Raw genomic sequence first — 25,791 nt, 5'->3', positions numbered from 1 at the left:
ATTATGGAGGCGATGTTTTAGATTACACCAGATGCATATATTTATTTATCTTTTTTAAAGAATTCGGTTATTTTATCTTTAATTTCTTGTAATTTAGAATTCACTTTATCTAATTCACGCTGCATTTCATCATTATTGCCATTTTGGCGTTCATTTTCTGCGTTTTGTAAATTATCAGCAGTTTTATTGTATTCATCAGCCACTTTATTTGCTTGTTGTGTATCCGTGTTATTTTTCAATGATGCAATTTCTTGTTTCAATGCATCAATTTTACTTTGCGTGTCAGATTGGTTATTTTCAATACTTTTTTTCGCATCTTCCACTTGTTGTTGGAGTTGTTCATTTTTTTGTTGAACCAATTGCGCATCGTTTTGATTCGTTGGGTCAGATGTGTTGGGATCATTTGCTACTTGTTTGTCATTCGTGCCCGTACATGATTTAACGATTAAAGCGACTAAGGCAATAGCGACGATGATTAGTAATAAAATCAGCCATTTGTTTTTCCGTTTTGACGATTCGATTTCTTCTTGTTGAAGTTGTTCACGACGGTAATCTCTTTCATTATATGCATTTGAATTGCGCTGTGGGCGAATTAAAATACCACCAAAGACTTCATGTTGTTGTTGATCCGTTAAGGTGTTGATATTTAAATCCGTATTCAATTGGTTAAACTTGTCATAAGCAATGATAGTACCATCATCTAAAATCTTTTCAATTCTCGGATAATCTCGATTACGTTCTTGTCTTCTCACACGAATCCCTCCACTAAGGTGCCATGAATGACTATGTTTATAATGAATCATATAAAAAATGTATTGAGTTTATTTTATCCTACCACATATCACTAAAAGTGACAAAAAAGGCGCCAGTACTGTATACAGTCTGGCACCTGTTTAATAGGTTAAGATGATTTATTTTGTTTGGCGTGCTGTTGTTTTAATCCATCAATGATTAACTGACTTAATGCTTTTTGCCCAGCGTATTCTAAATGAATACCATCATATGCGAAATATTCAGGATGACCACCGGATGCTTTATGCCAATCGATGAGGTGGACGTTTTTATGTTTGTCAGCAGCTTTCTTCAAGGTATCATTGACATTTTTTTCATAGTCACGTGGCACACGTGTATTCACAAAATAAATTTGTGCTTTTCCGAGATTATCAATAATTTCATTGACTTGATCGTCAGTAAAAGCACCGTTCGTACCCAGTTGCATCACGACATCTTTATTAGGTTTCGCAAAACTTTGATATTGCGAAGAGATGAGGGCATTGGCTTCATTCAATTGACGACCGACTTTACCATCAATCGTCGCATTTGGGACTTGTTTTTGGAAGACATTACCAATATCTACCATCACAGAGTCACCAATAAGTAACGGCGCTAACTGTTTCGGATCAACTTTCTTTTGTTCATTCGTATCAGCTGGATTCGTTTTCGGTTTGTGCGTCTTATTCGTAAAAGATGTTTCTTTTTGCGTACTATTGGCTTTTCCAAGTTGATCAAATTGACCACTTATCAATAATATAGATGGAACAGCTAACAATAGTAACAGCGCCAATCTTAAAAAGCGAGATGCTTGATGTGGTTTGAATGAAAATGCGCGAAAGCCTTTTTTACGAATTGGATTTTCAATAAAGCGATATGACAACTCAGCAAGCGCCACCATTAATACGACATCAATAATATAGACGTAATATGGAATTTGTCCTGCCACAAAATGGCGATGTAGTAATACAATCACCGGATAATGCCATAAATACAAACTATAAGACCGTTTACCAATTGCGACAAATAATGGATTACCAATCAGTTTCGAAAACCATCCAGACGGGTGAACCACACTCGCAATTGTAAATAACGTCACGAATGAAATTAAATAAAAGCCACCTTGATAAATCCATTTGTCATGCTCACTAACATTAAAAATGATATAGATCAGCAACGCAAAACTGATGAATCCGACAAAATCAACAGATGTGCGGAGTTTCAACGCTACTTGTTTCTTCAAACGAAATGGTGGCCATACTAACGCTAACATCGCCCCAAGCAACAACGTTTGAAGACGTGTATCTGTACCGAAGTACACACGTGCTGTACTACTTGTCACCGTAGATAAATACATCATCAATCCTAATGAGATTAACGAGATGACAAAAAATATGATAAACGTATATTGTCTTTTTCGTAGCTTAAAGATCATATATAGAATAAAAGGAAAGAAGAGATAAAATTGCTCTTCAATTGCTAATGACCATAAATGTTTTAAAGGTGCGATCGAAAATTGATTAAAATAATCAACATCCTGTATGATATACCACCAGTTTGAGACATAAAAGACAGCAGCAATCGCATCTTTTTTTAATGCAAGTATAATATCTGGTTCAAAAATAATGGCATACGTTAACACAACTGCAAGCATAAACATAACTGCAGGGATCAACCGTTTCACACGGCGTAACCAGAATGCTGGCAAGTCAATCTTTCCAGTTTTGTCGTATTCAGCGACTAACAAAGATGTAATTAAAAAACCGGAAATGACAAAGAAGGTATCTACACCTAAAAATCCACCTGGCAACCATAGAGGATTCAAGTGAAAGATTATAATTGCGATGACGGCAATCGCTCTAAAACCGTCGAGACCAGGGAGATATTTTTGCGTATGAACAGGTTTCGTTCTTTTTAATTCTGTTTGGGTCATTCATAACATCCTTAAATTTATTAAAAATTAGGCATCGACGCGTAAAGCGTTAATGAAACTATGTATGTCGATGCGTTGAGGTAACCGTCGTACGTCATTTCCAAAAGCACATACGTCCTCTAAGTTACTAAATTATTATATCTTAATAATAGCAACATATGAATAATATATATGACTTTTAGTATTTATACAAATGTAAAGGTGCTGAAATCAAAATGTAACATAACTTTAAATAAAGATGACATTTTTTCAATAAATATGCAAGTTTAGTATTGGCGTTGTGATGCCGTTTAACACCAGTCATATCAAGGATGATATAGAGAAATAGATATTAATTTCATTATTATACATGCATATTAATGAAAAGTGGGGATTTAGTGGTCTTGATTGCGTAAAATGATAATGATATAAAATTAAAAAAGCATATAACAAATACATAAGGGGGAAGGGCTATGGTGGTATACACTATGTTTTTAATATTTTTATTTTTACTCATAGTTCTAATAACAATAGGTAACATAGCATATTTAAAAAGGGTAATACATATGTTAATGAGAAACATAAAGAAAGTGATTTATAAAGTGATTAATATTTTTAATATGATTAAAAATCAAAGTTTTAAAGGTGATCAAGCAAGTAGAAAAATGAATAGAATATTTTTACTGGAATGGATAGCAAAAATTTTACCCGTCTGTAGCTTTGAAAAAAATTCTAATAAATTCATATATGTTGGTTACTTATTGTTATTCATAGGTTCGCTTTTGGCCTTTCACTAAATCAATTTTATAGCTCTAGCGATGTTCCAACTTTAAATTTAGATAAAAATAAAATCTCTGAAAGTTACTTTATGAATTACATCTCGAGGGAAAGTTATTATAAGAAAAAAGAATATTTTTCATCGGGTACTGGTAGTAAACGAATTCATGAAGACACTTTGTTAACATTTGATATAATGCTGCCTAGTATTGTGGAACAGGAGAGAATTGGAGAATTCTTAGATAAATTAGACAATTTAATCAAAACTCAATCTACTAAACTAGATTATTTAAAACAACTCAAACAAGCTTTACTTCAAAAGATGTTTGTGTAATTTGACCTAAATATAGAGTAAAAAAGTATGTATACGTCTTTTTTGTTGAATATAAGTCAATACATCCTAATCAAGTGCATTGCTTGTTTAGGATGTTTTTTTATCTAGAAAAAATTTTTTGCCCTTGTTTCTCCCTAATTTTTCACGTTTTTCGAAAATTCTTCAATTTTTGAGGGGATAACCCCCTCATTTTTTCATAAATTATAGTAATCCATCGAATTTTATATTATTTAAAATAGTATTGTACAAATCTTAAAGGTGTGTTATATTAAATTCATCAAGAACAGCCGTTACTTTTTAGACTTCTGATTTTCCTCTTTTTTAGTGATTCTTCTCCATTCCTTTTTACTTTATGAATCCATTTGTTGTTGAAATAAAAATAATACGATGATAAGGGGACGTATCGATGTGCTCTTAAGTGGACACCAATTCTTGAATTTTATCCTCGGAGGTGTTCCTATGATTATTGGAACAAGTTTTGTTAGACACTCAATACCTATGGTTAAACATTACCAAGAGAAATTAAAAGCGCAACAATGTGAAGCGGTCTATGTATCCTATTGTGATGCTTATTATGAGGGTATGACGTTAGATGATTTGGACTTTTTAAAACACCCTTTAAACAATGGCGATACGGTCGTGACAGTATCACTGACATCTTTATGTAACTCTGTCGAATTATTTGAATCGCTTTTAAGAATGTTCCAACGTCGTAATATTCATTTTAAAGTGATCGAACATAATTTCGATTTTTCTCCCGAAGCTTTAACAGACGATGTCATTGAAGATTTGATTGGTTATTTTAACGATGAATACTATCAATACTGTCACTTTATTGATGAACAGCTCGTTCAATTTGGGCGTTACCGCTTTACACCTCAAGAAATAGAAGAAGTTTTAGACCTACTTAAGCATCAGTCTATCCGTGATTTATCCTCTAACACAGGTATTCCTGTTCCTACACTTGAAACGTTTTTACTGCTCTACAATGAATATCAAAACAATGCGCATCTTTCTCAAATGGACGCATAGTTATTTTAAGCGATATCACATCACATATTGAGGTGTATCCTTCTACGATTCACATTCTACTGACACATGAGATGGCTCACTATATTTACCTCTTTCCTTATTTTGTTTATCCCTTAATTTATTTTATTTGTTTCTTTATTTGATTAGCGACGTTTTATTAGGATTTAATAACTGATTTTTCAAAGGTTTATTGATATAGTGGGCCGTTTGATGTGATAAGAGGTTCATGATGTTCAGTAGAACACGTTAATTTGCATGAGGGAAGCGACTACAATGATTGCATTCGTTTACTGGAAATCACATGCATCTCAACACAAAATAACGCCTTCAACTGTCACATTGTTGACGATTGAAGGCGTTTGTGTCGTTTAATAGACGACATCGATATGATGTTCGGATGCATAATGTTGTAAGTTATGTGGCAGCGCTTGATTAGTAATAATGGTGTGTATCGCGTTTAAAGGCGCATAGGTCAATAACGTCGATTTGTTCATTTTACTATGATCGACACATACGTAAGCTTCTGCTGTTTTACTCATAATGATTTGTTTTATATGATTTTCTTCGATTTCTGAATTACTCAATCCGTTATTAATATTCACACCTGTGGCGGCCATAAAGGCTTTTTGGATATTAAACTTTTTTAACAATACGTTCGTTTCTAGTCCGATAAATGACCGTGTTGTTTTTTTGTATTGTTCGCCGATAATGAATAATTCGACATGGTTAAAGTGACTGGCTTTATTAATAACGTCCAAACTGTTCGTAATAATGGTGAATGGTAAATTTTTATCGACGTGATCTAAAATATGAATTGTTGTCGTGCCGGTATCAATATAGATAATGTCATGCGGCTGAATCAGCTTAGCGGCAAGACGTCCGATAGCTTTTTTACTGGCCGCATTTTCAATATTACGATCTGTATAATCTACCGCAGATGGCAGTGTAGGGTCGAGGGTTTCAACACCGCCATACACTTTCTTAACGCGGTTTAGTTTTGTTAATTCATTGATATCACGGCGTATGGTATTCAGTGACACGTCAAAATGCGCACATAATTCTTCTAATGTGACGGCTTTTTGTTGATTAATATAGGCTTCTATTTCAAAAATGCGTTTTGCTTTCATGTCGATACCTCCATTACTATGAATATACCCAAAATTAAACCAAATAACAACGTCAAGTATTACAAAATGATAAATAGTTGACAGACAATTGTGTATATTATAAAATTACAACCAATATATGACCAAAAGTTAATCATAATATGCTCATATATTTTTTATGACCATTTGAAAGCGCTTACGATAATAGGAGGTTAAATTATGGTTGAAGTTTTAAAGAATTATATTGGTGGACAATGGGTGGCGTCTCAAGCTAATGAAACCATTGATGTGGTTAACCCTGCAACGAAAGAGTTGATTGCGAAAGTGCCAGTGTCTACGCGTGAAGAGTTAAATCATGCAGCGGAAGTGGCGCATCAAGCGTTCGAATCTTGGAAAGAGGTTGCGGTACCGAAACGTGCCCGTATTTTATTCAAGTTTCAACAATTACTGCTTGAAAATAAAGATGAATTAGCAGCGATTATTACGAAGGAAAATGGTAAAAACACGACCGAAGCATTAGGTGAAGTGCAACGTGGGATTGAAAATGTCGAATTTGCATGTGGTGCGCCGTCGTTAATGATGGGTGATTCGCTTTCTAGCATTGCGACCAATATCGAAGGCACTAATTATCGTTATCCAGTAGGTGTTGTTGGAGGGATTACACCATTTAACTTCCCAATGATGGTGCCGTGTTGGATGTTTCCAATGGCGATTGCGGTTGGGAATACATTTATTATTAAACCTTCTGAAAAAACACCATTACTCGTCAATAAACTTGTGGATTTACTTGAAGAAGCAGGGTTGCCTAAAGGTGTCTTTAACGTTGTTCATGGTGCGAATGATGTCGTGACAGGTATTTGTGAAAATGAACAGATTAAAGCGGTGTCGTTTGTAGGGTCTAAACCGGTTGGTGAAATTGTGTATAAAAAAGCGACAGCGCATTTAAAGCGTGTGCAATGTTTAACAGGTGCGAAAAATCATACGCTTGTGTTAAATGATGCGGATATTGATGCGGCAGTTAAAGACGTCATTGGAGCAGCTTTTGGTTCAGCGGGTGAGCGTTGTATGGCCGCAGCTGTAGTTGCTGTTCAAGACGGGGTGTATGACCAATTTAAAGAAAAGTTAGTTCAAGCGTCGAAAGAAATAGTGATTGGAAATGGCATTGAAGACAACGTTTTTTTAGGGCCAGTCATTCGTGAAGAAAATAAACGTCGAACGCTCGCGTATGTGGATCAAGGTATTGAAGAAGGAGCAACTCTCGTTTTAGACGGACGCGAAGGTAATCAAGATGACGGCTATTTCGTGAAACCAAGTATTTTTGAAAATGTCACAACGGATATGACGATTTGGCAAGACGAAATTTTTGCGCCGGTGTTGTCGCTTGTGAAAATTTCAAGTTTAAAAGAAGGGATTCAACTGGCGAATCAATCTGAATTTGCGAATGGGGCATGTTTATTTACTGATAGTGCATCGTCGATTCGTTATTTCAGAGAACATATTGATGCAGGGATGCTAGGCATTAATTTAGGTGTGCCGGCGCCGATGGCTATTTTCCCATTCTCAGGTTGGAAATCATCATTCTTTGGCTCATTACATTGTAATGGTAAAGACAGTGTGGAGTTTTATACGCATCGTAAAGTCGTTACTGCGCGTCACGGCGATCCGAGATGGTAAGGAGGGCGTTTATGTCACATTTACTTAAAAAAGTTGCATCTCAGTCACAAGCTGAGGTGCATGCGATTCATGATTATTCAATGGCTGATCTAGGGTTACGTTATATCGCGTTTCGTGTCATAGATTTAAAAGCAGGCGCGGCGTATGCCTTTCAAACAGAAGATTTGGAAGTATGTGTCGTGGTGCATACGGGACGTATTCAAGTGATGACGGATGATGCGACGTTCGACCACCTTGGACGTCGTGAAAGTGCGTTTGACCGCATTCCTACAGATAGTGTGTACATTTCACGAGACCATCATGTAGAAATCGTTGCTGAACAAGCTGCGACCGTTATTTTATGTTTTGCGCCATGTGCAACCCAACGTCCGACCGTATTGATTGCTGCGGAAGACAATACCGTTGAAGATCGTGGGAAATATGCGAATCAGCGTCATGTGCATAATATTTTGCCGGATTCCCATGAGGCAAGTGAAAATTTATTGGTCGTTGAAGTGTACACGAATCAAGGTAACTGGTCGAGCTATCCGCCGCATAAACATGATCAAGACAATCTCCCACATGAGTCGTTGTTAGAAGAAACGTACTATCATGAAATGAATCCCTCACAAGGATTTGTATTCCAACGTGTGTATACCGATGATCTCACGTTAGATGAAACTATGACGGTATCGCACCGAGATGTGGTCGTCGTTCCAAAAGGCTATCATCCTGTCGGTGTCCCTGATGGCTATGATAGTTATTACTTGAATGTGATGGCGGGACCGAAAAAGATTTGGAAATTTCATAATGCGAAAGACCATGAATGGATTATTCACCGTGACTAAGGAGGCATCAGTATGAAAGACAAGAAAGATATCGTTGCGATTGGACGTGCTGCGATTGATTTAAATGCGGTAGAGATGAATCGACCAATGGAAGAAACGAAAACGTTCGCGAAATACGTCGGTGGCTCGCCGTCTAATATTATGATTGGCGCTGCGAAGTTGGGATTAAATGTAGGCATGATCGCAAATGTGTCTGATGATCAACATGGCCGTTTTATTACTAACTATTTTAAAGAGGTCGGTGTGGATACCTCGTACATTCATATCGATGACGAAGGTCATAAGTCAGGACTTACTTTTACTGAAATTTTAAGTCCAGAAGCGTCAAGTATTTTAATGTATCGAGAAGAAGTTGCGGATTTATATTTAAGACCAGAACACGTCAGCCCTAAATTTATTGAAAATTCTGAAATGTTATTGATTTCAGGTGTGGCGTTGGCACAATCACCATCGAGGGAAGCGGTCCTAAAAGCATTGTCTATCGCAAAGGCTTCAGGGGTTAAAGTGGTATTTGAGTTGGATTACCGCCCGTATACGTGGACAAATGCCGAAGAAACTTCTATTTATTATGATCTTGTGTGTAAACAAGCAGACGTGGTCATCGGTACACGTGATGAATACGATATGGTGGATGCGTTTAAACATTTATCGGACGAAGCCATCAGTCAAAATATTTTTGCGGGACAACACTGTGACCTTGTGGTGATTAAACATGGTGTTCAAGGCTCCTATGCCTTTACTTCAGATGGTACATGTTACAAAGGTAAAGCGTTTAAAGCCAATGTAATGAAGACGTTTGGGGCAGGAGATTCTTATGCGGCCGCGTTTTTATATGCCTTACTGAAAACAGGTGACGTCGCACAGGCCTTGGAATATGGTGCAGCTTCAGCAGCGATAGTCGTTAGTAGTCATAGCTCGAGTGAAGCCATGCCAACAGTGGATCAAATAGAAGCGCTTATTCAAGAACAAAGTCAGGAGTGAAAGAGATGTCTAAAACAATCAAACTGACAACAGGTGAAGCCATCGTGAAATTTTTGACTCAACAATATATTGCCATTGATGGTGAAGAACACCGTTTTGTAGAAGGTGTCATGAATATCTTCGGTCATGGAAACGTACTTGGCCTAGGTGAGGCACTGTCACACTATCAAGACGACCTTACTGTGATTCAAGGTAAAAATGAACAAGGTATGACGCATGTGGCGACAGGTTTTGCGAAACAATCATTGCGTCAGAAAATATTTGCGGTGACATCATCAGTAGGCCCTGGCTCTGCCAATTTAGTTACAGCGGCCGCGACTGCACTGGCCAATCATATTCCCGTGTTATTACTTCCTGGAGATACTTTTGCGACGCGTCAACCTGATCCGGTTTTACAACAAATTGAACACGATTACAGCAGTGGTGTAACGACAAATGATGCATTGAAGCCGGTATCACGCTACTTTGATCGTATTACGCGACCTGAACAAATTATGAGTGCACTCTTACGTGCATTTGAAGTGATGACGAATCCTGCGACGGCTGGTCCAGTGACGCTTGCGCTAAGTCAAGATGTCCAAGGGGAAGCGTTTGACTTTCCAACTTCATTTTTTAAAAAACGTGTGTATTACGTCGATCGCATTGTGCCAAGTGACCGTGCATTAACATGTGCTGCAGAGGCATTGAATAAAGCTGAACGCCCGTTATTGATTGTCGGTGGCGGTGCGAAATATTCAGAAGCACAGCATATCATCGATGCGATAAGCACCACGCATGAGCTTCCTTTTGTCGAAACGCAAGCAGGGAAATCTACATTATTGTCAAATCATCCTAACAATTTAGGTGGCATCGGTGTGACAGGTATTGCATCAGCGAATATTTATGCACAAACAGCGGATGTCATTGTTGGGATAGGCACGAAATATTCGGATTTTACAACCAGTTCTAAAACCGCATTCGATTTTGAATATGCCACGTTTATCAATATTAACGTGCGCCGTCCAGATGCGTTAAAGCTTGATGGCATCGACCTTGTTGGCGATGCGAAAGCCACATTAACGGCATTATCAGAACGATTAACGTTACAACCGACACGGCATCAGCGTATGGATCAACTGAAAGCAGAATGGCAACAAGAACGCACACGTTTAAGTCACATTGATCCTACAGTGCATGACTACCAACCAGAAATACAAGATGACTTTAGCCGGTCAAAATTTCAGGATTATGTGGACGCACTTAAGACTTCTTTCCCTCAAACCAACGCCCTTATCGCCTTAAATGAAGCGGTTGCGGATGATGCCATCATTGTGGCAGCAGCTGGATCATTACCAGGTGACTTAGAACGGCTTTGGGAGACGACTGCATTCAATACGTATCATATGGAATACGGGTATTCGACGATGGGCTACGAGATTGCGGCAGCATTAGGCGCAAAACTCGCACATCCTGACCGAGAGGTGTATGCCTTAGTCGGTGATGGGAGCTTTTTAATGTTGCATTCTGAATTGATTACCGCATTGCAATATGAACATAAAATCAATGTCGTTGTATTTGATAATAGTGGCTTCGGTTGTATTAATAACCTTCAAATGGGGAACGGTAGCGACAGTTTTTGTACAGAATTTACGACGGCTTCAGGTGGCATTTTAAATATTGATTATCAAAAAGTGGCAGAAGGATACGGCGCAAAAGCGTACAAAGTTCACACACAAGATGCATTAATACAAGCGATTGAAGATGCCAAAAAATGTACGACCTCTACACTCATCGAGATTAAAACACTGCCTAAAACCATGACAGATGGCTACGCATCATTTTGGAATGTAGGGGTGTCAGAAGTGAGTGACAAAGCCGCGATTCAAGAAGCATTGAAAACAAAAAGACAAGCAATGCAAAACGCCAAATTATATTAATCGATTGAAGGTGAGCGGATGACTATAAAAATTGGACAAGTAGGACTTGGACGCTTAGGAAGGGTACATGCTGAGAATATTGTGCATCATTTGCCAAACGCGGAATTATACGCAGTGGCAAGTGTCGTGCCTGAAGAGCTGGATTACGCTAAACATACGCTTGGGGTGCCTTATACGTATACGTCTTACTCGCAAATGATTAATAATGATGCGCTTGATGCAGTTGTCATCGTCTCACCGAGTGGTTTTCATACTGTTCAAATTACGCAAGCATTAGATAAAGGGCTGCATGTCTTTCCTGAAAAGCCGTTGGGATTAGAGATGACAAGCATTCAAAAAGTGGTTGAAAAAATTGAAGCAACACCACAACAAGTGTTTCAGCTCGGTTTTATGCGGCGCTTCGATGATTCCTACCGTTATGCGAAACAATTGGTAGATCAAGGAGAATTAGGTGCATTAACGACGATACGTTGTTATGGCATTGATCCGAGTGAGGGCTTACCATCCTTTATCAAATTTGCGAAAGGTGCGGCAAGTGGGGGGATTTTTTTAGATATGTCCATTCATGACATTGATTTAATTCGCTGGTTTACCCAATCAGAATTTAAATCAGTCTATGCCCTCGGTCATAACATCGCAGCACCTGAATTAAATGCTTGTCAGGAATTGGAAACTGGCGCGTGTCTTGCTGAACTTAACAATGGCGTGATCGCCTATTTACTTGCAGGTCGGAATGCGCATCATGGCTATCATGTTGAAACAGAACTCATTGGGACGAAAGGAATGATTCGTATTGGTAATGCACCAGAGAAAAATCTAGTGACATTATACGATGCGAATGGCGTCGTACGTCCAACCTCAACACATTTTCCAGAACGTTTCAAAGCCGCGTTTGTTAATGAGTTACGTGCATTTATTGATGCGATTAAAACCCAAGCGCCTGCTTCTGTGACAGGTATTGACGGTTTGAAAAGTACTGAAGTTGCCATCGCAATGCAACAAGCGTATGAAACAAAATCAATCATTCAACTTTGAGGTGAACGAAATGACCACATTTATTAAATATGCGTGTGCACCAATTGCTTGGACTAATGACGATTTACCAGAGCTAGGTGGTGAGAATACGTTTGAACAATGTATTAGTGAAATGGCCCTTGCAGGTTATGAAGGGACAGAAATTGGAAACAAATATCCAAAGGAAGCATCAGTTTTAAAATCTTATTTAGAGCCACGAGGCCTCTCAGTCGCAAGCGCATGGTTCAGCATGTTTTTAACAACGAAGCCATATAAAGAGACAGAAGCGGCATTTATTAAGCATCGTGATTTTTTACATGACATGGGGGCGAAAGTGATAGTCGTCTCTGAACAAGGACGCAGTGTACAAGGCCGCCTTGATCAAAGCGTATTTGATGATAAACCGCATTTTACAGACGAAGAGTGGACACGTCTCATTTATGGATTGCATCGTTTAGGCCGTCTGGCACAAGAAAAAAACATGAAAATCGTCTATCACCATCATATGGGAACGGGCGTGCAAACAACTGCAGAAATTCAACGTTTGATGGAAGCGACAGATCCGAAACTCGTGTCACTGTTATATGACACTGGACATCTACATGTTTCTGGCGAAGATATGTTAGCCATTTTTGATACGTATCAAGACCGGATTCATCATATTCATTTTAAAGATGTACGAGAAACGATTGCGCATGATATGAAAGTACATGGCCTGTCGTTTTTAGATGGTGTGAAACGGGGCGTCTTTACGGTCCCTGGGGATGGGGACATTGATTTTAAACCGATATTAGAACGGATTCATCAATCAGACTATGTAGGGTGGATCGTGGTGGAAGCGGAACAAGACCCTGCAGTTGCGAATCCATTTTTATACGCAAAGAAAGCAAAAGCATATATGGAAGCAATATAAAAATAGAATAGGAATGAAGTGGTTTCAACTTCATAGGGGTGAACTATATGGGTATTTTTGCGATTATATCTTTTATTGTTGTCATTACAGTTGTCGGATTTTATGCCTATTATCGGAGTCGGAAAATTGATACACATAATACGGACGGTTATTTTATGGGTGGCCGTAGTTTAACTGGATTTACTATAGCCTCAACAATTATTATGACCAACCTTTCTACAGAACAAATCGTGGGTCAAAATGGTCAAAGTTTTATGGCCGGTATGGAAGTCATGGCTTGGGAGGTCACAGCAGCAATCGCAATTGTGATTTTAGCTTGGGTCTTTTTACCCCGTTATTTCAGGTATGGCATCGATACAGTTTCTGATTTTATTGAAATGCGCTATGACCCTTTTACGAAAAAATTAGTGTCATTACTCTTTATTTTCACGTATGTTGTCTCTTTTTTACCTGTTGTGCTTTATTCAGGTGCGCTCGTATTTGATAAAATTTTCAACGTGAGTGCATTATTAAATATCAGTCATATGAGTGCAGTCATTTTAATCTCTACAGTGATAGGAATTGTGGGCATTCTTTACTTGTTTATTGGTGGTTTATCTTTAAGTGCACATAGTGACTCCATCTATGGTGTGGGCCTATTATTAGGTGGACTCGCGATTCCAATTTTAGGACTGATGATATTCGGAGATGGAAGTTTTTTAAGAGGCTTTGATAAAGTCGTGCAACATACTCCAGAAAAATTGAATGCGATAGGGGCAATAGATTCTAAAATTGTGCCATGGCCGACACTCTTTTTCGGTATGTTTTTCAATAATTTATTCTTTTGGTGTACAAACCAAATGATTGTCCAAAAAGCATTGGCAGGACGCAGTTTAAAAGAAGCTCAAAAAGGAGCGATGTATGTCGGCATGTTTAAAATATTTGGTGCGTTATTTCTCGTATTTCCAGGGATTTTAGCATTCAATATGTTAGGTTCACAAGTGGAAAATCCAGATAACGCATACCCTATGTTAGTGAATGCTGTATTGCCAGAATGGGCATATGGGTTGTTCGGTGCAGTTATTTTTGGTGCCATTTTAAGTTCATTTGTCGGCTCACTCAATAGTACAGCGACATTATTTTCGCTTGATTTTTACAAATCTGTGCTCAATAAAAATGCATCGAATCGTCAAGTGTCGCGTGTTGGTCGCATCATGACCATAGTGGTTGGCATCATTGTGGTGATCTTAGCACCGATGATTTCATTATTTCCGCAAGGGTTATATGCCGTTGTACAAGAATTTAATGGAGTATACAATATGCCGTTATTAGTTTTAATCTTAGTTGGATTTTTTGCAAAACAGACATCACATCAAGGTGCGAAAGTGATGTTTATTTTTCACATCGTGATGTATGCGCTTTCAAAGGTGTTTTTAACAGACATTCATTTCTTATATATTTTGAGTGTGCTTTTCTTTATAGATTTATGTATTGTTTTAACATTTAATAAAATCAAGCCCACTAATGTGTTCGACTTTAATGTGAATTACGCCAAAGTGGATATCACACCTTGGAAACATCGTTATCTCGTTGGCGGTTTGATTATTTTAGTCGTCGTGCTTACATATGCTATCTTCTCACCATTAGTGTTGGCTACAATTGGAGGCAATTAATATGAAATTAACAGTAGGTGTAATCGGTGCAGGTCGTATTGGACAACTACATATTGAAAATTTACGACACCATCCAAACATTCATATCAAATGGATTTCTGATTTATATTGTGAAAAACTCCAGGGATGGATTCAAAAATGTGGGATTGAAAAAAGTACGAAAAATCATATGGATATTATTAATGATCCTGAAGTTGATGCTGTAATCATTTGTTCTCCTACAGACACACACGTCGATATCATTAAAAGTGCGTGTGAACAAGGGAAACACATTTTTTGTGAAAAACCGATTAGTTTAACGCTTGAAGCTTCATCAGAAGCAGTGGAAGCAGTGCAAAAGGCGGGTGTTAAACTTCAAATGGGCTTTAACAGACGTTTTGATCGTAACTTTGCGCAAGTACATAACTACTTAAAAGCACATCGTCTTGGAGCCGTGCAATCGTTACGAATAACGTCACGTGACCCAGAACCACCGCCATTAGCGTATATTGAACATTCAGGTGGTTTATTTATGGATATGTCTATTCATGATTTTGATATGGCACGTTATTTGATGCAATGTGAAGTGACAGAAGTGTATGCCCAAGGTGCGGCGTTAGTAAATCCTGAAATTAAAACGGTAGGAGATATTGATACTGCAGTGATCACATTGACTTTTGAAAACGGAGCAATGTGTGTGATTGAAAACTGTCGTAGAAGCGTCTATGGCTATGATCAACGTGTAGAAGTTTTAGGAGACAAAGGGATGATTTCAGTCGGAAATGAAAACACGAATACGTTAACCATTGCATCTGCAGAAAACATTGCACAAGACAATCCCCCGCATTTCTTTTTAGAACGTTATCAACAAGCTTATAAAGATGAAATGGAAGCTTTTATTCAAGCAATTATTGAAAATCAAGATGTACGATGTTCGATAGAAGATGGTTTAAATGCGCAACAAATTGCTGTTGCGTGTAAAACGTCGTTAGAAACAGGTCAACCTGTAAAATTCTAATTTAGAAAGGAGCGCCGATATGCAGCCCATACTTCATCAAGCGCATGATGCAAAATATGCCATCCCTCAGATTAATGTAAATGGTTTAATTTGGATTGAAGGGATACTTCGCGCAGCAGAAAAAAAGCGCGCCCCAATCATTCTAGGTACGACCGACAAAATTATTGATTATCTCGGAGGCTATGAATTTATATGTAAACTCATCCATTTAAAAGCTCAATCATTAAACATCACCATACCGTATGTGATTCATTTAGATCATGGTAACAGTGTCGAAAGTTGTATCAAAGCCATTGATGCGGGCTATGATTCGGTCATGTATGACGGCTCACGCTTGCCTCTTGAAGAAAATATTGAAAATATGAAAAAAGTCGTCAATTATGCCCATCAACATCATGTTTTAGTAGAAGGTGAAATTGGAGGAATAGGGGGTAACGAAGATGGCTTAGTCAATGAGGTACAATATGCGGATTTAGACGAATGTAAACAACTCGTACAACAAACGCAATTAGATGCCTTAGCTCCTGCATTGGGTTCTGTTCATGGTCGTTATCAAGGAGAGCCTAAATTAGGATTTAAAGAAATGACTGAAATTAATGAACAAGTCGCTGTCCCACTTGTGCTTCATGGGGCGTCTGGACTATCTGATGAGGATTTAAAAAAGGCAATCCTACTAGGACATAGCAAAATTAACTTTAATACAGAAATTAACATTGCATGGAGTCAATACATACGCCAAAGACTCAATGCAGATGTCACTCTATTCAACGCCAAAGAGATAGTTGCACCATCAATCCATGTGATTCAATCTACAGTAGAATCAATTATAGATAAATGTGATGCAGCAGAGCGTGTATGATTCAGTAAATTTAAAATACGTATTACTTATAAATAGGAGTAAAACATGACATCTTAATTTTGTAAAATAGCCCTCAAAACGCATGTTGTCATGTGTTTTGAAGGCTACTTAAAATCCTACGTCAAGGGATGAGTGGATATGTGTAAACATGCCATTTGATACCACTGTTTAACCCCCTTCTCGACACAAATCAATGTGCCAAGTAAGGGGGTTAGAAATGATGTGTAGTCAGATAATACAGGCGTATACAACTTTATGGTGCATATTGTTATCATACAGTACTGCGTCAAATGAGGTGGGGTCTGTTAAGCAGCAAAACGATGTTGAATCTCACGTTGATTTTACAAGGAATTGGATATTAATGTTTCATTTAATACCTTATGGTGAGTAATTTTCAGATGCTTTAAGTTTTTTAAACTTGGGATTGCTTAATTCACTAGATTGATAAGCGTAGGCGTGTAAAATAAACGTGTGGTGTGGTGATTCTGCAGTTTGCGACTTAACGGGTGAAGGTCAATATGCATGTGTTAATGTGATACTGTGATCAAAAGTATGGCACATCAACGTTTAGAGGAACGAGTGGTACACGGTCTTCAAACATTTGTACATAAAGCGCTGTGTCTTTCTAGCATCGATGACTTAACCTAGTGCGCGCAATGAGAATAAAATAAGTCATGATGTTTTTAAGACAAAGGATGTTTCGGCGTTCGTGTGTCACTCGGCATGATGTCATCTTACATAAGGTGTTCTTCATACGAGACAGCACAACGTTTTGGGTGAGATAAGGTGCACGTTGGTCTGTCAATATAAGTTGTATACATTAAACGATGTATGAACGATGGCCTTAAATACACGCTTTAGAAATTGACGAACATATGGGTTAAGCTTCTCAAATTAAATGAATGGTGCGTCGCGTCAATGGTCTTAGCGTCATGTGTGAGAAGATAACGTGGCGCCACATTTTTGACAACGCATGCAGTGCTAAGTTACCTTCAAGGTGTGTCCTTGTGTATAAGTGTGCGTACGTCCGGTCTCATAATTATATTGTAATTATACGTAACACTGCTTATGCTAGGACGAGATAACATATGCTAAGAAAATATATGTTGTGTCATAAATTAAGTATGACAACACCAAATATTTTCTATAACTAGATTATAAGAAGTTTTAGTGTAAAAAGCAACATAAATTTACGGAATTTTCTTAAAAATTAAGTGTCATATATCTAAAATTAAGATGAAAGTGCATTATTCTGTGCCTCCAGAATGAAGTACAGCGATCATGAGCCTTTGTGTTAGAGGATGATGGTAAGCACTGTGTGAATTAAAAATAAAGTCATAAAAGTAAGCTTGAGAAGTATCGCATAGCGAGAGTAATGCTGAATATATAAACTAACATCCCCTCACACTTTGAAGTAGTAGGGGATGTTTATTATTAGATGCACAAGTCGTGTTATTTCACATGTGTCATTTCTAATTGATGAATCAGATGCGTTAACATATCGTTGTTCGGTGTTGGTATGCCTAACTCATGACCATATTTACTAATTTGGCCATTTAAATAATCGACTTCTGTTAAGCGCCCATGATATAAGTCTTGGTGCATAGATGGATAGTGAAGTCCTTGTGTTTCTTTAGGATAAGCGCCTTCAATTTTTTGAACGAGTGTTTCTTTATTTAATACGATGCCTTTTGCTTTTGCAACGGCTACAATTTCTTCGATGATCGGCTCGATTTGTTGACGTGCTTCTGGATATTCGCCAAATTCAAAAATGGTTTTGTTTAGAATTGTACATAGAGGGTTTAGTACACTATTTAACGTTGCTTTCGTCCAAACAGTTTGTAGTACATTATCGCTTACATAAGCATTTAAATTTGCTTGGTTAAACATATCTGCAATGACTTGCGTACGTGCGTCAGTTTCACCATCTGCACGTTGTAAATCGATGCGCCCTGTACCTTCTAATAAAATTTGACCTGGACCGCGTAAACCTGCTGTCCACATGGTTACAGCTAAAAATATTTGAGATTTTGGAACAATTTTTTCAAAACGTTCATCATGGCCAAGTCCATTCATCATTGTTAAAATAGCGGTATTTTCATGAATAGCACCGCGATCTAATAGTGTTTGAACCATCGTTTCAGATTGCATTGCTTTCGTTAAAATAACAATTAAATCATACGCTTTTTCAGTATGTTCTGGTTTACATGCATCGATTTTCATGTAATGGGTATCAGTTTCGGTTTGAATTTCTAACCCATGTTCATTAATGGCTTTAATATGTTCATCCCAAAAATCAATCAATGTGACATCAAAGCCTGCTTTTTTTAATTGACTTCCTATACGGCCACCCATAGCACCGGCGCCTGCAATCGCAATTTGTTTCATAGTAATTCCTCCTTAGATAGACTGAGTTGTTGTATATTTAGCGTAATTTTAAACTAAAAAGTTGTCAATCTTATGCGAAGAAAGTTACCAAAGTTTTTATAAAATACTGTGGAACTAGATTTACATATAAATGGTTTGCTTTGCTAACTATAAAGCGTTAAAATATATTTTGTGAAAATAATAATGAATGGAGGTTGGCGATTTGTCAGAAGGTTTGACGACAGCAAAAAGAAATTTAATTATTACCATTATGTTATTAAGTGCATTTGTAGCGATGTTGAACCAAACGATTTTAAATACAGCGTTACCAGCGATGATTGTAGATTTAGGGATACCTGAAACTACTGCACAATGGCTGATAACCGGTTTTATGCTAGTGAATGGAATTATGATTCCATTGACGGCTTTTTTAATTGATAAATATTCTACGAGACAGCTGTATATTTTTTCGATGGCTGCGTTTTTATTAGGATCTGTGATTGCGGCAATGGCACCAAGTTTCGCAGTATTAATGATTGCGCGCGTCATTCAAGCTATCGGTGCAGGTATTTTATTACCGCTAATGCAGTTTATCGTATTTATGGTGTTTCCTGTTGAAAAGAGGGGATTCGCGATGGGGCTAACAGGTATTGTCGCGCAGTCAGCTCCAGCGATAGGCCCAACGTTAACTGGTGTGCTCATTGACTTTTCGAGTTGGCATGTGCCGTTTATCGTTGTCGCTGTCATTTCACTCATTGCATTTGGCGCCGGTGTATTTTATGTAGAAAATTTAGGTCAATCTAAACCGACCTCATTGGATAAAAGATCAGTTGTTTATTCTACAGTTGGATTTGGTTTGATTCTTTATGCGTTCAGTATTGTAGGTCATGTTGGTCCATTGTCTCCATTATTTATCATCAGTCTCATTGTTGGGATTGGTATTGTGGCAATATTTACGATACGTCAATGTCGTATCGACGCGCCGCTTTTAAGTGTGTCGGTATTAAAAAATAAAACATTTACACTATCTGCGTTTGCGTCAATGATGATTTATATCGGTATCGTGGGCCCAGCCTTACTCATTCCAATTTATGTTCAAACTGGACTTGGCCTTTCCGCATTTTTATCAGGATTGGTCATTTTACCAGGTGCGGTTGTGAACGCATGTATGTCGACGTATACTGGTAAAATTTATGATCGCTATGGTGTCCGTGTACTTGTGATTCCAGGTTTTATTTTATTAATCATTATGACAATATTGCATATTTTCTTAACGTCAGAAACGCCATTTTGGTATGTTGTCATGATTTATGCGATTCGCATGTTCTCTGTGGCGCTATTAATGATGCCGTTAAATACGGCAGGGTTAAATGCGTTAGAAAATAAAGAAGTGTCACATGGCAATGCGATTATGAATTCACTTCGTATTATTGCCGGTGCGATGGGAACTGCAATTAGCATTACCGTTCTTTCTATCGTGTCACGAAACTTTATGGACGCACATGGTCATTCGTCTAAAATGATGCGTGAAGCTACGATTAGCGGAGTCGATGCCGCATTTATTTTTACGACAGTATTAATTGTTATCGGATTTGTTTTATCACTCTTTATCCGTGAAACAAAACAAAGCCCGTTATCACAATCATAAGACTAATTTTGAAAGGATGAACGTTATGGGTGTTTTTACAAATGAAGAAAAGGTTCAAATTTTAAAAGATGTTGTAGGTTTTAAAACGGTTAATGATAATGAATTAGAGGTATGTCACTATTTTAAAGCATTATTTCAAAAACACGGTATTGAAGCGCGTATTGATATGGTTGAAGGGCAACGCGCAAACCTTATAGCTGAAATTGGTGAAGGCTCCCCAGTACTTGGTATATCTGGCCATATGGATGTTGTAGCTGAAGGCAATCATAGTGAATGGATGTACGATCCTTTTACACTTACGGAAGCGGATGGTTACTTATATGGACGTGGCGCTGGAGATATGAAATCTGGACTTGTCGCTTTAGCCATAGCAATGATTGAAATTCATGAAAGTGGTGCTTTAAAACACGGTAGAATTAAATTTATGGCGACAACAGGTGAAGAAATGGAACAGCTTGGTTCGAAGCAGTTGTACGAAAATGGAGAAATGGATGATGTCGATGCGCTTGTTATTGCGGAACCGTCAGAAAAGATGTTAGTGTATGCGCATAAAGGATCTATGGATTTCCGTATCACGTCTAAAGGTCGCGCTGCACACAGCTCGATGCCAGTGATTGGTCAAAATGCGATTAAACCATTGATGCAATTTGTGCAACATATAGATGATGAATTTGATAAAATTTCGAAAGCGTTGAACTGCGAACGTTTAAATTTCGAAACATTTTTGGATTACATTAAACCAATGTTATCTGAAAACATGGATATGGATGATGTGTCACGCGTCCTTTATGGTTTAGTTATTACAAATACAATATTTAATGGAGGCACTCAAGTTAACTCTGTACCTGGACGAGCGACTGCAGAATTCAATGTGCGCACAGTACCTGAGTATGACAATGAACAAGTAAAAGCATTATTTAACCACTATATAGAGCTAATGAATCAACAAGGGGCGAATCTTGAACAAGATGTCTATCTTGATTTAGATCCTGTCATTACAACGGGAGATAATGCGCTTGTACGTCTAGGTGTTGAAACGGCAAAACAACATTTTGAGCATGATATTATCGTATCGCCAACGGTTGGTGTTACGGATGCTTCCAACTTATTACGTGGTAAAGATGAACATTTCTCATTTATGATGTTTGGTCCTGGAGAGCGCGCACATCAAGTTGATGAACGTGTGAAAAAAGCATCTTATTTAAACTTCATCGATTATTATATCGCGTTATTTACAACATATCTTTCAAAATAATGATGATGATTTAATGTGAAAAGGGGAGCTTAAGTTTTAATATTTTAACTTAAGTTCACCTCTTCTATTTAGCGCTTTTGTAAACGCTTTCTATTGTGCGGAATTGCCTCTGATGCTTGTATATAAAATTGAAAAAATAGCGCTTGTAGATTAATATAGTTTGTATATTTTATTTATGTAGTTGAAGTGAATGGAACTGGAATAACGCGTTGATTATTCTAGGCACATTCCAAATCTTAACTAAAGGGATATGATGAAATCATGGAACACAATACGGAGTTTGAAGGAAATGGACGACTTATTATAGGGATCGTTCTAGGCGTAATTACGTTTTGGTTATTTGCCTTATCTTTAGTCAACGTCGTGCCGACATTACATAAGGAGTTAGGTGCAAATTTCGGTTTAATTAATGTGGCGGTGAGTCTGACGTCACTCTTTTCAGGTATGTTTGTAGTCGGGGCTGGAGGCATTGCGGATAAATATGGCCCTGTAAAAATGACTTATGTCGGGCTATTGTTAAGTGTAATCGGCTCACTCATTATTGTCGTTTCACCACAAATTTGGCCAATGATTATCGGGCGTGGTATTCAAGGGTTGTCCGCAGCATTTGTCATGCCGGCAACATTATCTATCATTAAAGGGTACTATCATGGACGTCATCGTCAAGCAGCACTCAGTTATTGGTCCATCGGCTCATGGGGTGGCGGTGGTGTGGCTTCATTTTTTGGAGGCATTACTGATACATTTTTAGGGTGGCGCTGGATTTTTATTTTTTCAATTATGGTTGCCATCGCAGCAATGATTTTAATTAAAGGGACGCCTGAAGTGCCACGTAAAGCAAGTGTCGCGCGTCAAAAATTTGATTTCGCTGGTTTAGTACTATTTTTGATTTTTATTTTAAGTTTAAATTTAATCATTACGCAAAGTTCAGATTATGGTATCGGTTCACCCATCATTTTATCTTTAATCGCACTTTTTATTATTTCAATTGTGATTTTTGTCATCATGGAGAAAAAACGTAAAAATCCATTAGTAGATTTTGAAGTATTTAAAGATAAGGGATATACAGGGGCAACACTTTCTAATTTTTTAATGAATGCGGTTGCTGGAACATTAATTGTTGGTAATACATTCGTTCAAGAAGATAAAGGATTTACGTCTGCACAAGCGGGATACCTTTCAATAACCTATTTAGTGATGGTCTTAATTACCATTCGTGTAGGCGAAAAGATTTTACAACATCTTGGTGCACAAAAGCCAATGTATATCGGTTGTATACTTAATATGGTCGGTATCATTTTAATCTCATTAACATTTTTACCTACGACTGCTTATGTCATCGCTTGCGTGATTGGATATTTCATTTATGGTTTAGGTTTAGGATTATACGCAACACCATCAATGGATACTGCAATCGCTAATGCAGATGAAGAACATATTGGCATGGCATCAGGAATCTATAAAATGTCCTCGTCACTCGGTAACGCATTTGGTATCGCGTTATCTACAACAATTTTTGCGATTGGAACATCCGCTTTTAATATGCAAGTGGGTGCGATGTTTGGATTATGGTTTAACGTCATCCTTGCATTCATTTCATTTTTACTTGTTGCATTTTTAGTGCCGAAATCTCAAGGTGTTCAAATAGAGAAATAGAAGGCTGTTTGTTTTTATCTTTCCTGCTCAACTTAGTGTTACAATTAAGCCAACAAGAGGTTGTGCATTATATGAATAAATCCCCTCACTATGCCAGTGGTGAGGGGATTTTTTGTCGGCTGTTTTATACAACTTAAACGTGGACATAAGTGTTTGATTTTGTAACGTAAACTATGAGAATAAGTGGAATGATTTACGTTTCAAAGTCATTTTCTTCGTGCAGTCATTGTGATTAAACTAAGTATTTACGTTTTGTTCAGGCTATTAGAAATTAATCACGTTTCCCTTTATAGTTCGTAAAGAAATCATGGGTTAATTTTTTAACTTGTGGTGCAAGTATCACAACGGCGATAATGTTTGGTATGAGTACAATCGCTAAGGCTAAATCGAGCAAGTTCCATAACTGTGTACCGACACCAATAGAGCCGATAATAATTGAAGCAGTATAAATAACTTTCATAAGCGTACCAGCCCATAGTCCGAATAAAAATTCAGCCATACGTGAACCGTAATACATAATAACGATAATCGTTGAAAATACGAAGAAAATCATCGAAATTGAAATCGTTGCACTACCGATACTGCCAAATGCATCTTCGTAGGCACGTGCAGTCAGTGCAGCGGCTTTGTCTTTTGCATCATTTGCAGTGTAAACACCGGACATTAAAACGACAAATGCAGTTGTCGTACAAATGACCAATGTGTCTACAATGATTTCACTTACGGCCCAAAATGCTTGGCGCACAGGGTGATCTGTTTTGGCTGCGGCGTGTGCAATCGGTGACGTCCCTAAACCAGCTTCATTCGAATAAATACCTCGTGCAAAACCCCAACGAATCGTAGTCGCAAGTGCAGCACCAAAACTCCCACCTAAAGCTGCATCGGGGTTAAAAGCTTTTTCAATAATTAACCCTACAACACTTGGAAAATGTTGAATATTCAACGCAATAATAATAAATCCTAAAAGTAAGTAAAGACCTACCATAATTGGCACTAAAAATTCTGTAAACGTTGCAATTCGTTTAACGCCACCAAATACAACAAGTGCGGCTAATGTAGCAATGACTAATCCTGTAATCAGTTCATTCACTTGAAATGTATCGTGCACGGTGCTGGCAACAGAATGCCCCTGAACCATCACACTCGGAATGATTTCAAGTGCTAAGGCAAATGCGAAAATTGAAGCAAATATCATACCTAACTTTTTATTTTTAAAACCGTTTTTCATATAGTAGGTTGGGCCCCCAACGAATTCGCCTTTCGGGTTCTTCTCACGGTACTGAATACCGAGGACATTTTCGCTATATTTGAGTGCCATACCTAAAAAGGCAATGATAATCATCCAAAATACAGCCCCAGGACCGCCCATCATAATCGCAGTCGGTACACCGACAATGTTAGCAGCACCAACTGTAGACGATAATGCAGAAGTTAGCGCTTGCCTTGGTGTAATGGTTCCTTCACCGCGTGGTGTCTTATTAATACTGCCAAAAGTTTGTTTCATGATGTAACCAAAATGACGAAATTGAACCCCTTTTAAATAAATTGTTAGGAATAAACTTGAAATGAGTAACAATCCAACGATAGGGAAACCCCATAACCAATCTGTAAATGCTACAATCGCATCCATATTTCTCCCACTCCTTTGAACTTTTACATCAAGTGAAGGTCTCGCTATGTATCTCCCACACATATGAAACGTATCTTATAAGTGTGGCACCACGTGATGTAAAAGTTTATTTTTTAAACCATACCCCAAAACCTGTATACTTATAATTTAAAACATATTGCGTAATAAATTAAGAGTTTTCGGAAAATTTATTGTAAAAATGTTTTAATTGTGATGACGATGGTAGTAAAAATATGGGTTAAGTAAAACATGAAACGATAATGAAACAAAGGAGTTTGGAAAATAGTTGCAACTCAATCAATGATTTAAAATAGATATTAACATTTGATGGGTTAGCGTATGTTTAGCATAAATTGATAAAAAGGTGATAGGATAGCTGTATGTACGAAGGCGTGTGACAACCGTCATAAAGGTGTTCTGAGAAATTGGGCTAATCTTGTTAGGCTGATGACTGTTGGTGTATAGTGCGG

At 37.8% G+C, this 25,791-nt stretch carries 20 protein-coding genes; 15 read left to right on the top strand and 5 right to left on the bottom strand.

The window, feature by feature from the left end:
* Positions 1-41: 41 nt before the first annotated feature.
* A complete protein-coding gene (locus tag GJE18_RS10910) occupies positions 42-752 on the bottom strand; it encodes a hypothetical protein (RefSeq protein ID WP_107369001.1) in 711 nt (236 codons plus the stop codon).
* A gap of 149 nt (positions 753-901) precedes the next feature.
* On the bottom strand, positions 902-2,704 hold the full coding sequence (locus GJE18_RS10905) for an acyltransferase family protein (RefSeq protein ID WP_060551921.1): 1,803 nt from the start codon (positions 2,702-2,704) through the stop codon (positions 902-904).
* Positions 2,705-3,156: 452 nt separating this feature from the next.
* Here GJE18_RS10905 and GJE18_RS10900 point away from each other — a divergent pair, with 452 nt between their 5' ends.
* From GJE18_RS10900 to GJE18_RS10890, 3 genes are all read left to right on the top strand, one after another.
* Positions 3,157-3,480 carry a hypothetical protein gene (locus tag GJE18_RS10900; RefSeq protein ID WP_060551920.1) on the top strand — a complete coding sequence of 108 codons (324 nt, stop codon included), beginning with the start codon at positions 3,157-3,159 and terminating at the stop codon, positions 3,478-3,480.
* Positions 3,423-3,794 carry a restriction endonuclease subunit S gene (locus GJE18_RS12370; protein ID WP_082624754.1) on the top strand — a complete coding sequence of 124 codons (372 nt, stop codon included), beginning with the start codon at positions 3,423-3,425 and terminating at the stop codon, positions 3,792-3,794. Before GJE18_RS10900 ends, GJE18_RS12370 begins: the two co-directional genes overlap by 58 nt.
* Before the next feature lie 459 nt (positions 3,795-4,253).
* The gene (locus tag GJE18_RS10890) at positions 4,254-4,826 is read left to right on the top strand and encodes a recombinase family protein (RefSeq protein ID WP_107368957.1); all 573 of its coding nucleotides are present in this window, start codon (positions 4,254-4,256) and stop codon (positions 4,824-4,826) included.
* A 368-nt stretch (positions 4,827-5,194) separates the two neighbouring features.
* Here the strand turns inward: GJE18_RS10890 and GJE18_RS10885 are convergent, their stop codons facing one another.
* On the bottom strand, positions 5,195-5,953 hold the full coding sequence (locus tag GJE18_RS10885; protein WP_107368956.1) for a DeoR/GlpR family DNA-binding transcription regulator: 759 nt from the start codon (positions 5,951-5,953) through the stop codon (positions 5,195-5,197).
* 198 nt (positions 5,954-6,151) lie between these two features.
* Between GJE18_RS10885 and GJE18_RS10880 the strand changes: the two genes are divergently transcribed.
* Genes GJE18_RS10880 through GJE18_RS10840 form a run of 9 tightly spaced genes read left to right on the top strand, consistent with a single transcriptional unit; the run spans position 6,152 to position 16,765 of the window.
* Positions 6,152-7,606 (top strand): CoA-acylating methylmalonate-semialdehyde dehydrogenase, encoded by a 1,455-nt coding sequence (locus tag GJE18_RS10880; protein ID WP_107368955.1) that lies wholly within the window; start codon positions 6,152-6,154, stop codon positions 7,604-7,606.
* An 11-nt stretch (positions 7,607-7,617) separates the two neighbouring features.
* The gene (iolB, locus tag GJE18_RS10875) at positions 7,618-8,433 is read left to right on the top strand and encodes a 5-deoxy-glucuronate isomerase (RefSeq protein ID WP_107368954.1); all 816 of its coding nucleotides are present in this window, start codon (positions 7,618-7,620) and stop codon (positions 8,431-8,433) included.
* Between the two features lie 12 nt (positions 8,434-8,445).
* A complete protein-coding gene (iolC, locus tag GJE18_RS10870; RefSeq protein WP_085622878.1) occupies positions 8,446-9,414 on the top strand; it encodes a 5-dehydro-2-deoxygluconokinase in 969 nt (322 codons plus the stop codon).
* A gap of 5 nt (positions 9,415-9,419) precedes the next feature.
* The gene (iolD, locus tag GJE18_RS10865; RefSeq protein WP_107376460.1) at positions 9,420-11,330 is read left to right on the top strand and encodes a 3D-(3,5/4)-trihydroxycyclohexane-1,2-dione acylhydrolase (decyclizing); all 1,911 of its coding nucleotides are present in this window, start codon (positions 9,420-9,422) and stop codon (positions 11,328-11,330) included.
* Between the two features lie 18 nt (positions 11,331-11,348).
* Complete coding sequence (locus GJE18_RS10860; RefSeq protein WP_107368952.1) at positions 11,349-12,365, top strand: Gfo/Idh/MocA family protein; 1,017 nt, start codon at positions 11,349-11,351, stop codon at positions 12,363-12,365.
* Positions 12,366-12,375: 10 nt separating this feature from the next.
* Complete coding sequence (iolE, locus tag GJE18_RS10855; protein WP_060551911.1) at positions 12,376-13,257, top strand: myo-inosose-2 dehydratase; 882 nt, start codon at positions 12,376-12,378, stop codon at positions 13,255-13,257.
* A 47-nt stretch (positions 13,258-13,304) separates the two neighbouring features.
* Positions 13,305-14,909 (top strand): solute:sodium symporter family transporter, encoded by a 1,605-nt coding sequence (locus GJE18_RS10850; protein ID WP_060551910.1) that lies wholly within the window; start codon positions 13,305-13,307, stop codon positions 14,907-14,909.
* Between the two features lies 1 nt (position 14,910).
* A complete protein-coding gene (iolG, locus tag GJE18_RS10845) occupies positions 14,911-15,906 on the top strand; it encodes an inositol 2-dehydrogenase (protein ID WP_060551909.1) in 996 nt (331 codons plus the stop codon).
* A 19-nt stretch (positions 15,907-15,925) separates the two neighbouring features.
* On the top strand, positions 15,926-16,765 hold the full coding sequence (locus tag GJE18_RS10840) for a ketose-bisphosphate aldolase (RefSeq protein WP_105995319.1): 840 nt from the start codon (positions 15,926-15,928) through the stop codon (positions 16,763-16,765).
* A gap of 1,452 nt (positions 16,766-18,217) precedes the next feature.
* Here the strand turns inward: GJE18_RS10840 and GJE18_RS10835 are convergent.
* Positions 18,218-19,153 (bottom strand): ketopantoate reductase family protein, encoded by a 936-nt coding sequence (locus GJE18_RS10835; protein ID WP_060551908.1) that lies wholly within the window; start codon positions 19,151-19,153, stop codon positions 18,218-18,220.
* Between the two features lie 250 nt (positions 19,154-19,403).
* On the opposite strand from GJE18_RS10835, the gene GJE18_RS10830 reads away from it, so the two are divergent.
* The 3 genes from GJE18_RS10830 (at position 19,404) to GJE18_RS10820 (ending at position 23,691) form a co-directional block, all read left to right on the top strand.
* Positions 19,404-20,780, top strand: a complete 1,377-nt coding sequence (locus tag GJE18_RS10830; RefSeq protein ID WP_107368629.1) for an MDR family MFS transporter — start codon at positions 19,404-19,406, stop codon at positions 20,778-20,780.
* A gap of 25 nt (positions 20,781-20,805) precedes the next feature.
* Positions 20,806-22,035, top strand: a complete 1,230-nt coding sequence (locus GJE18_RS10825; protein WP_107368628.1) for an ArgE/DapE family deacylase — start codon at positions 20,806-20,808, stop codon at positions 22,033-22,035.
* 261 nt (positions 22,036-22,296) lie between these two features.
* Positions 22,297-23,691 carry an MFS transporter gene (locus GJE18_RS10820; protein WP_107396839.1) on the top strand — a complete coding sequence of 465 codons (1,395 nt, stop codon included), beginning with the start codon at positions 22,297-22,299 and terminating at the stop codon, positions 23,689-23,691.
* A gap of 271 nt (positions 23,692-23,962) precedes the next feature.
* Here the strand turns inward: GJE18_RS10820 and GJE18_RS10815 are convergent, their stop codons facing one another.
* A complete protein-coding gene (locus GJE18_RS10815; RefSeq protein WP_085622864.1) occupies positions 23,963-25,321 on the bottom strand; it encodes an alanine/glycine:cation symporter family protein in 1,359 nt (452 codons plus the stop codon).
* Positions 25,322-25,791 lie beyond the last annotated feature (470 nt).

This window comes from Staphylococcus agnetis (assembly GCF_011466855.1).
In the GTDB taxonomy this organism is placed as follows: Bacteria; Bacillota; Bacilli; order Staphylococcales; family Staphylococcaceae; genus Staphylococcus; species Staphylococcus agnetis.
Note: the sequence above shows the minus strand (reverse complement) of the source record. Positions and strands in the feature narration are given on the sequence as shown.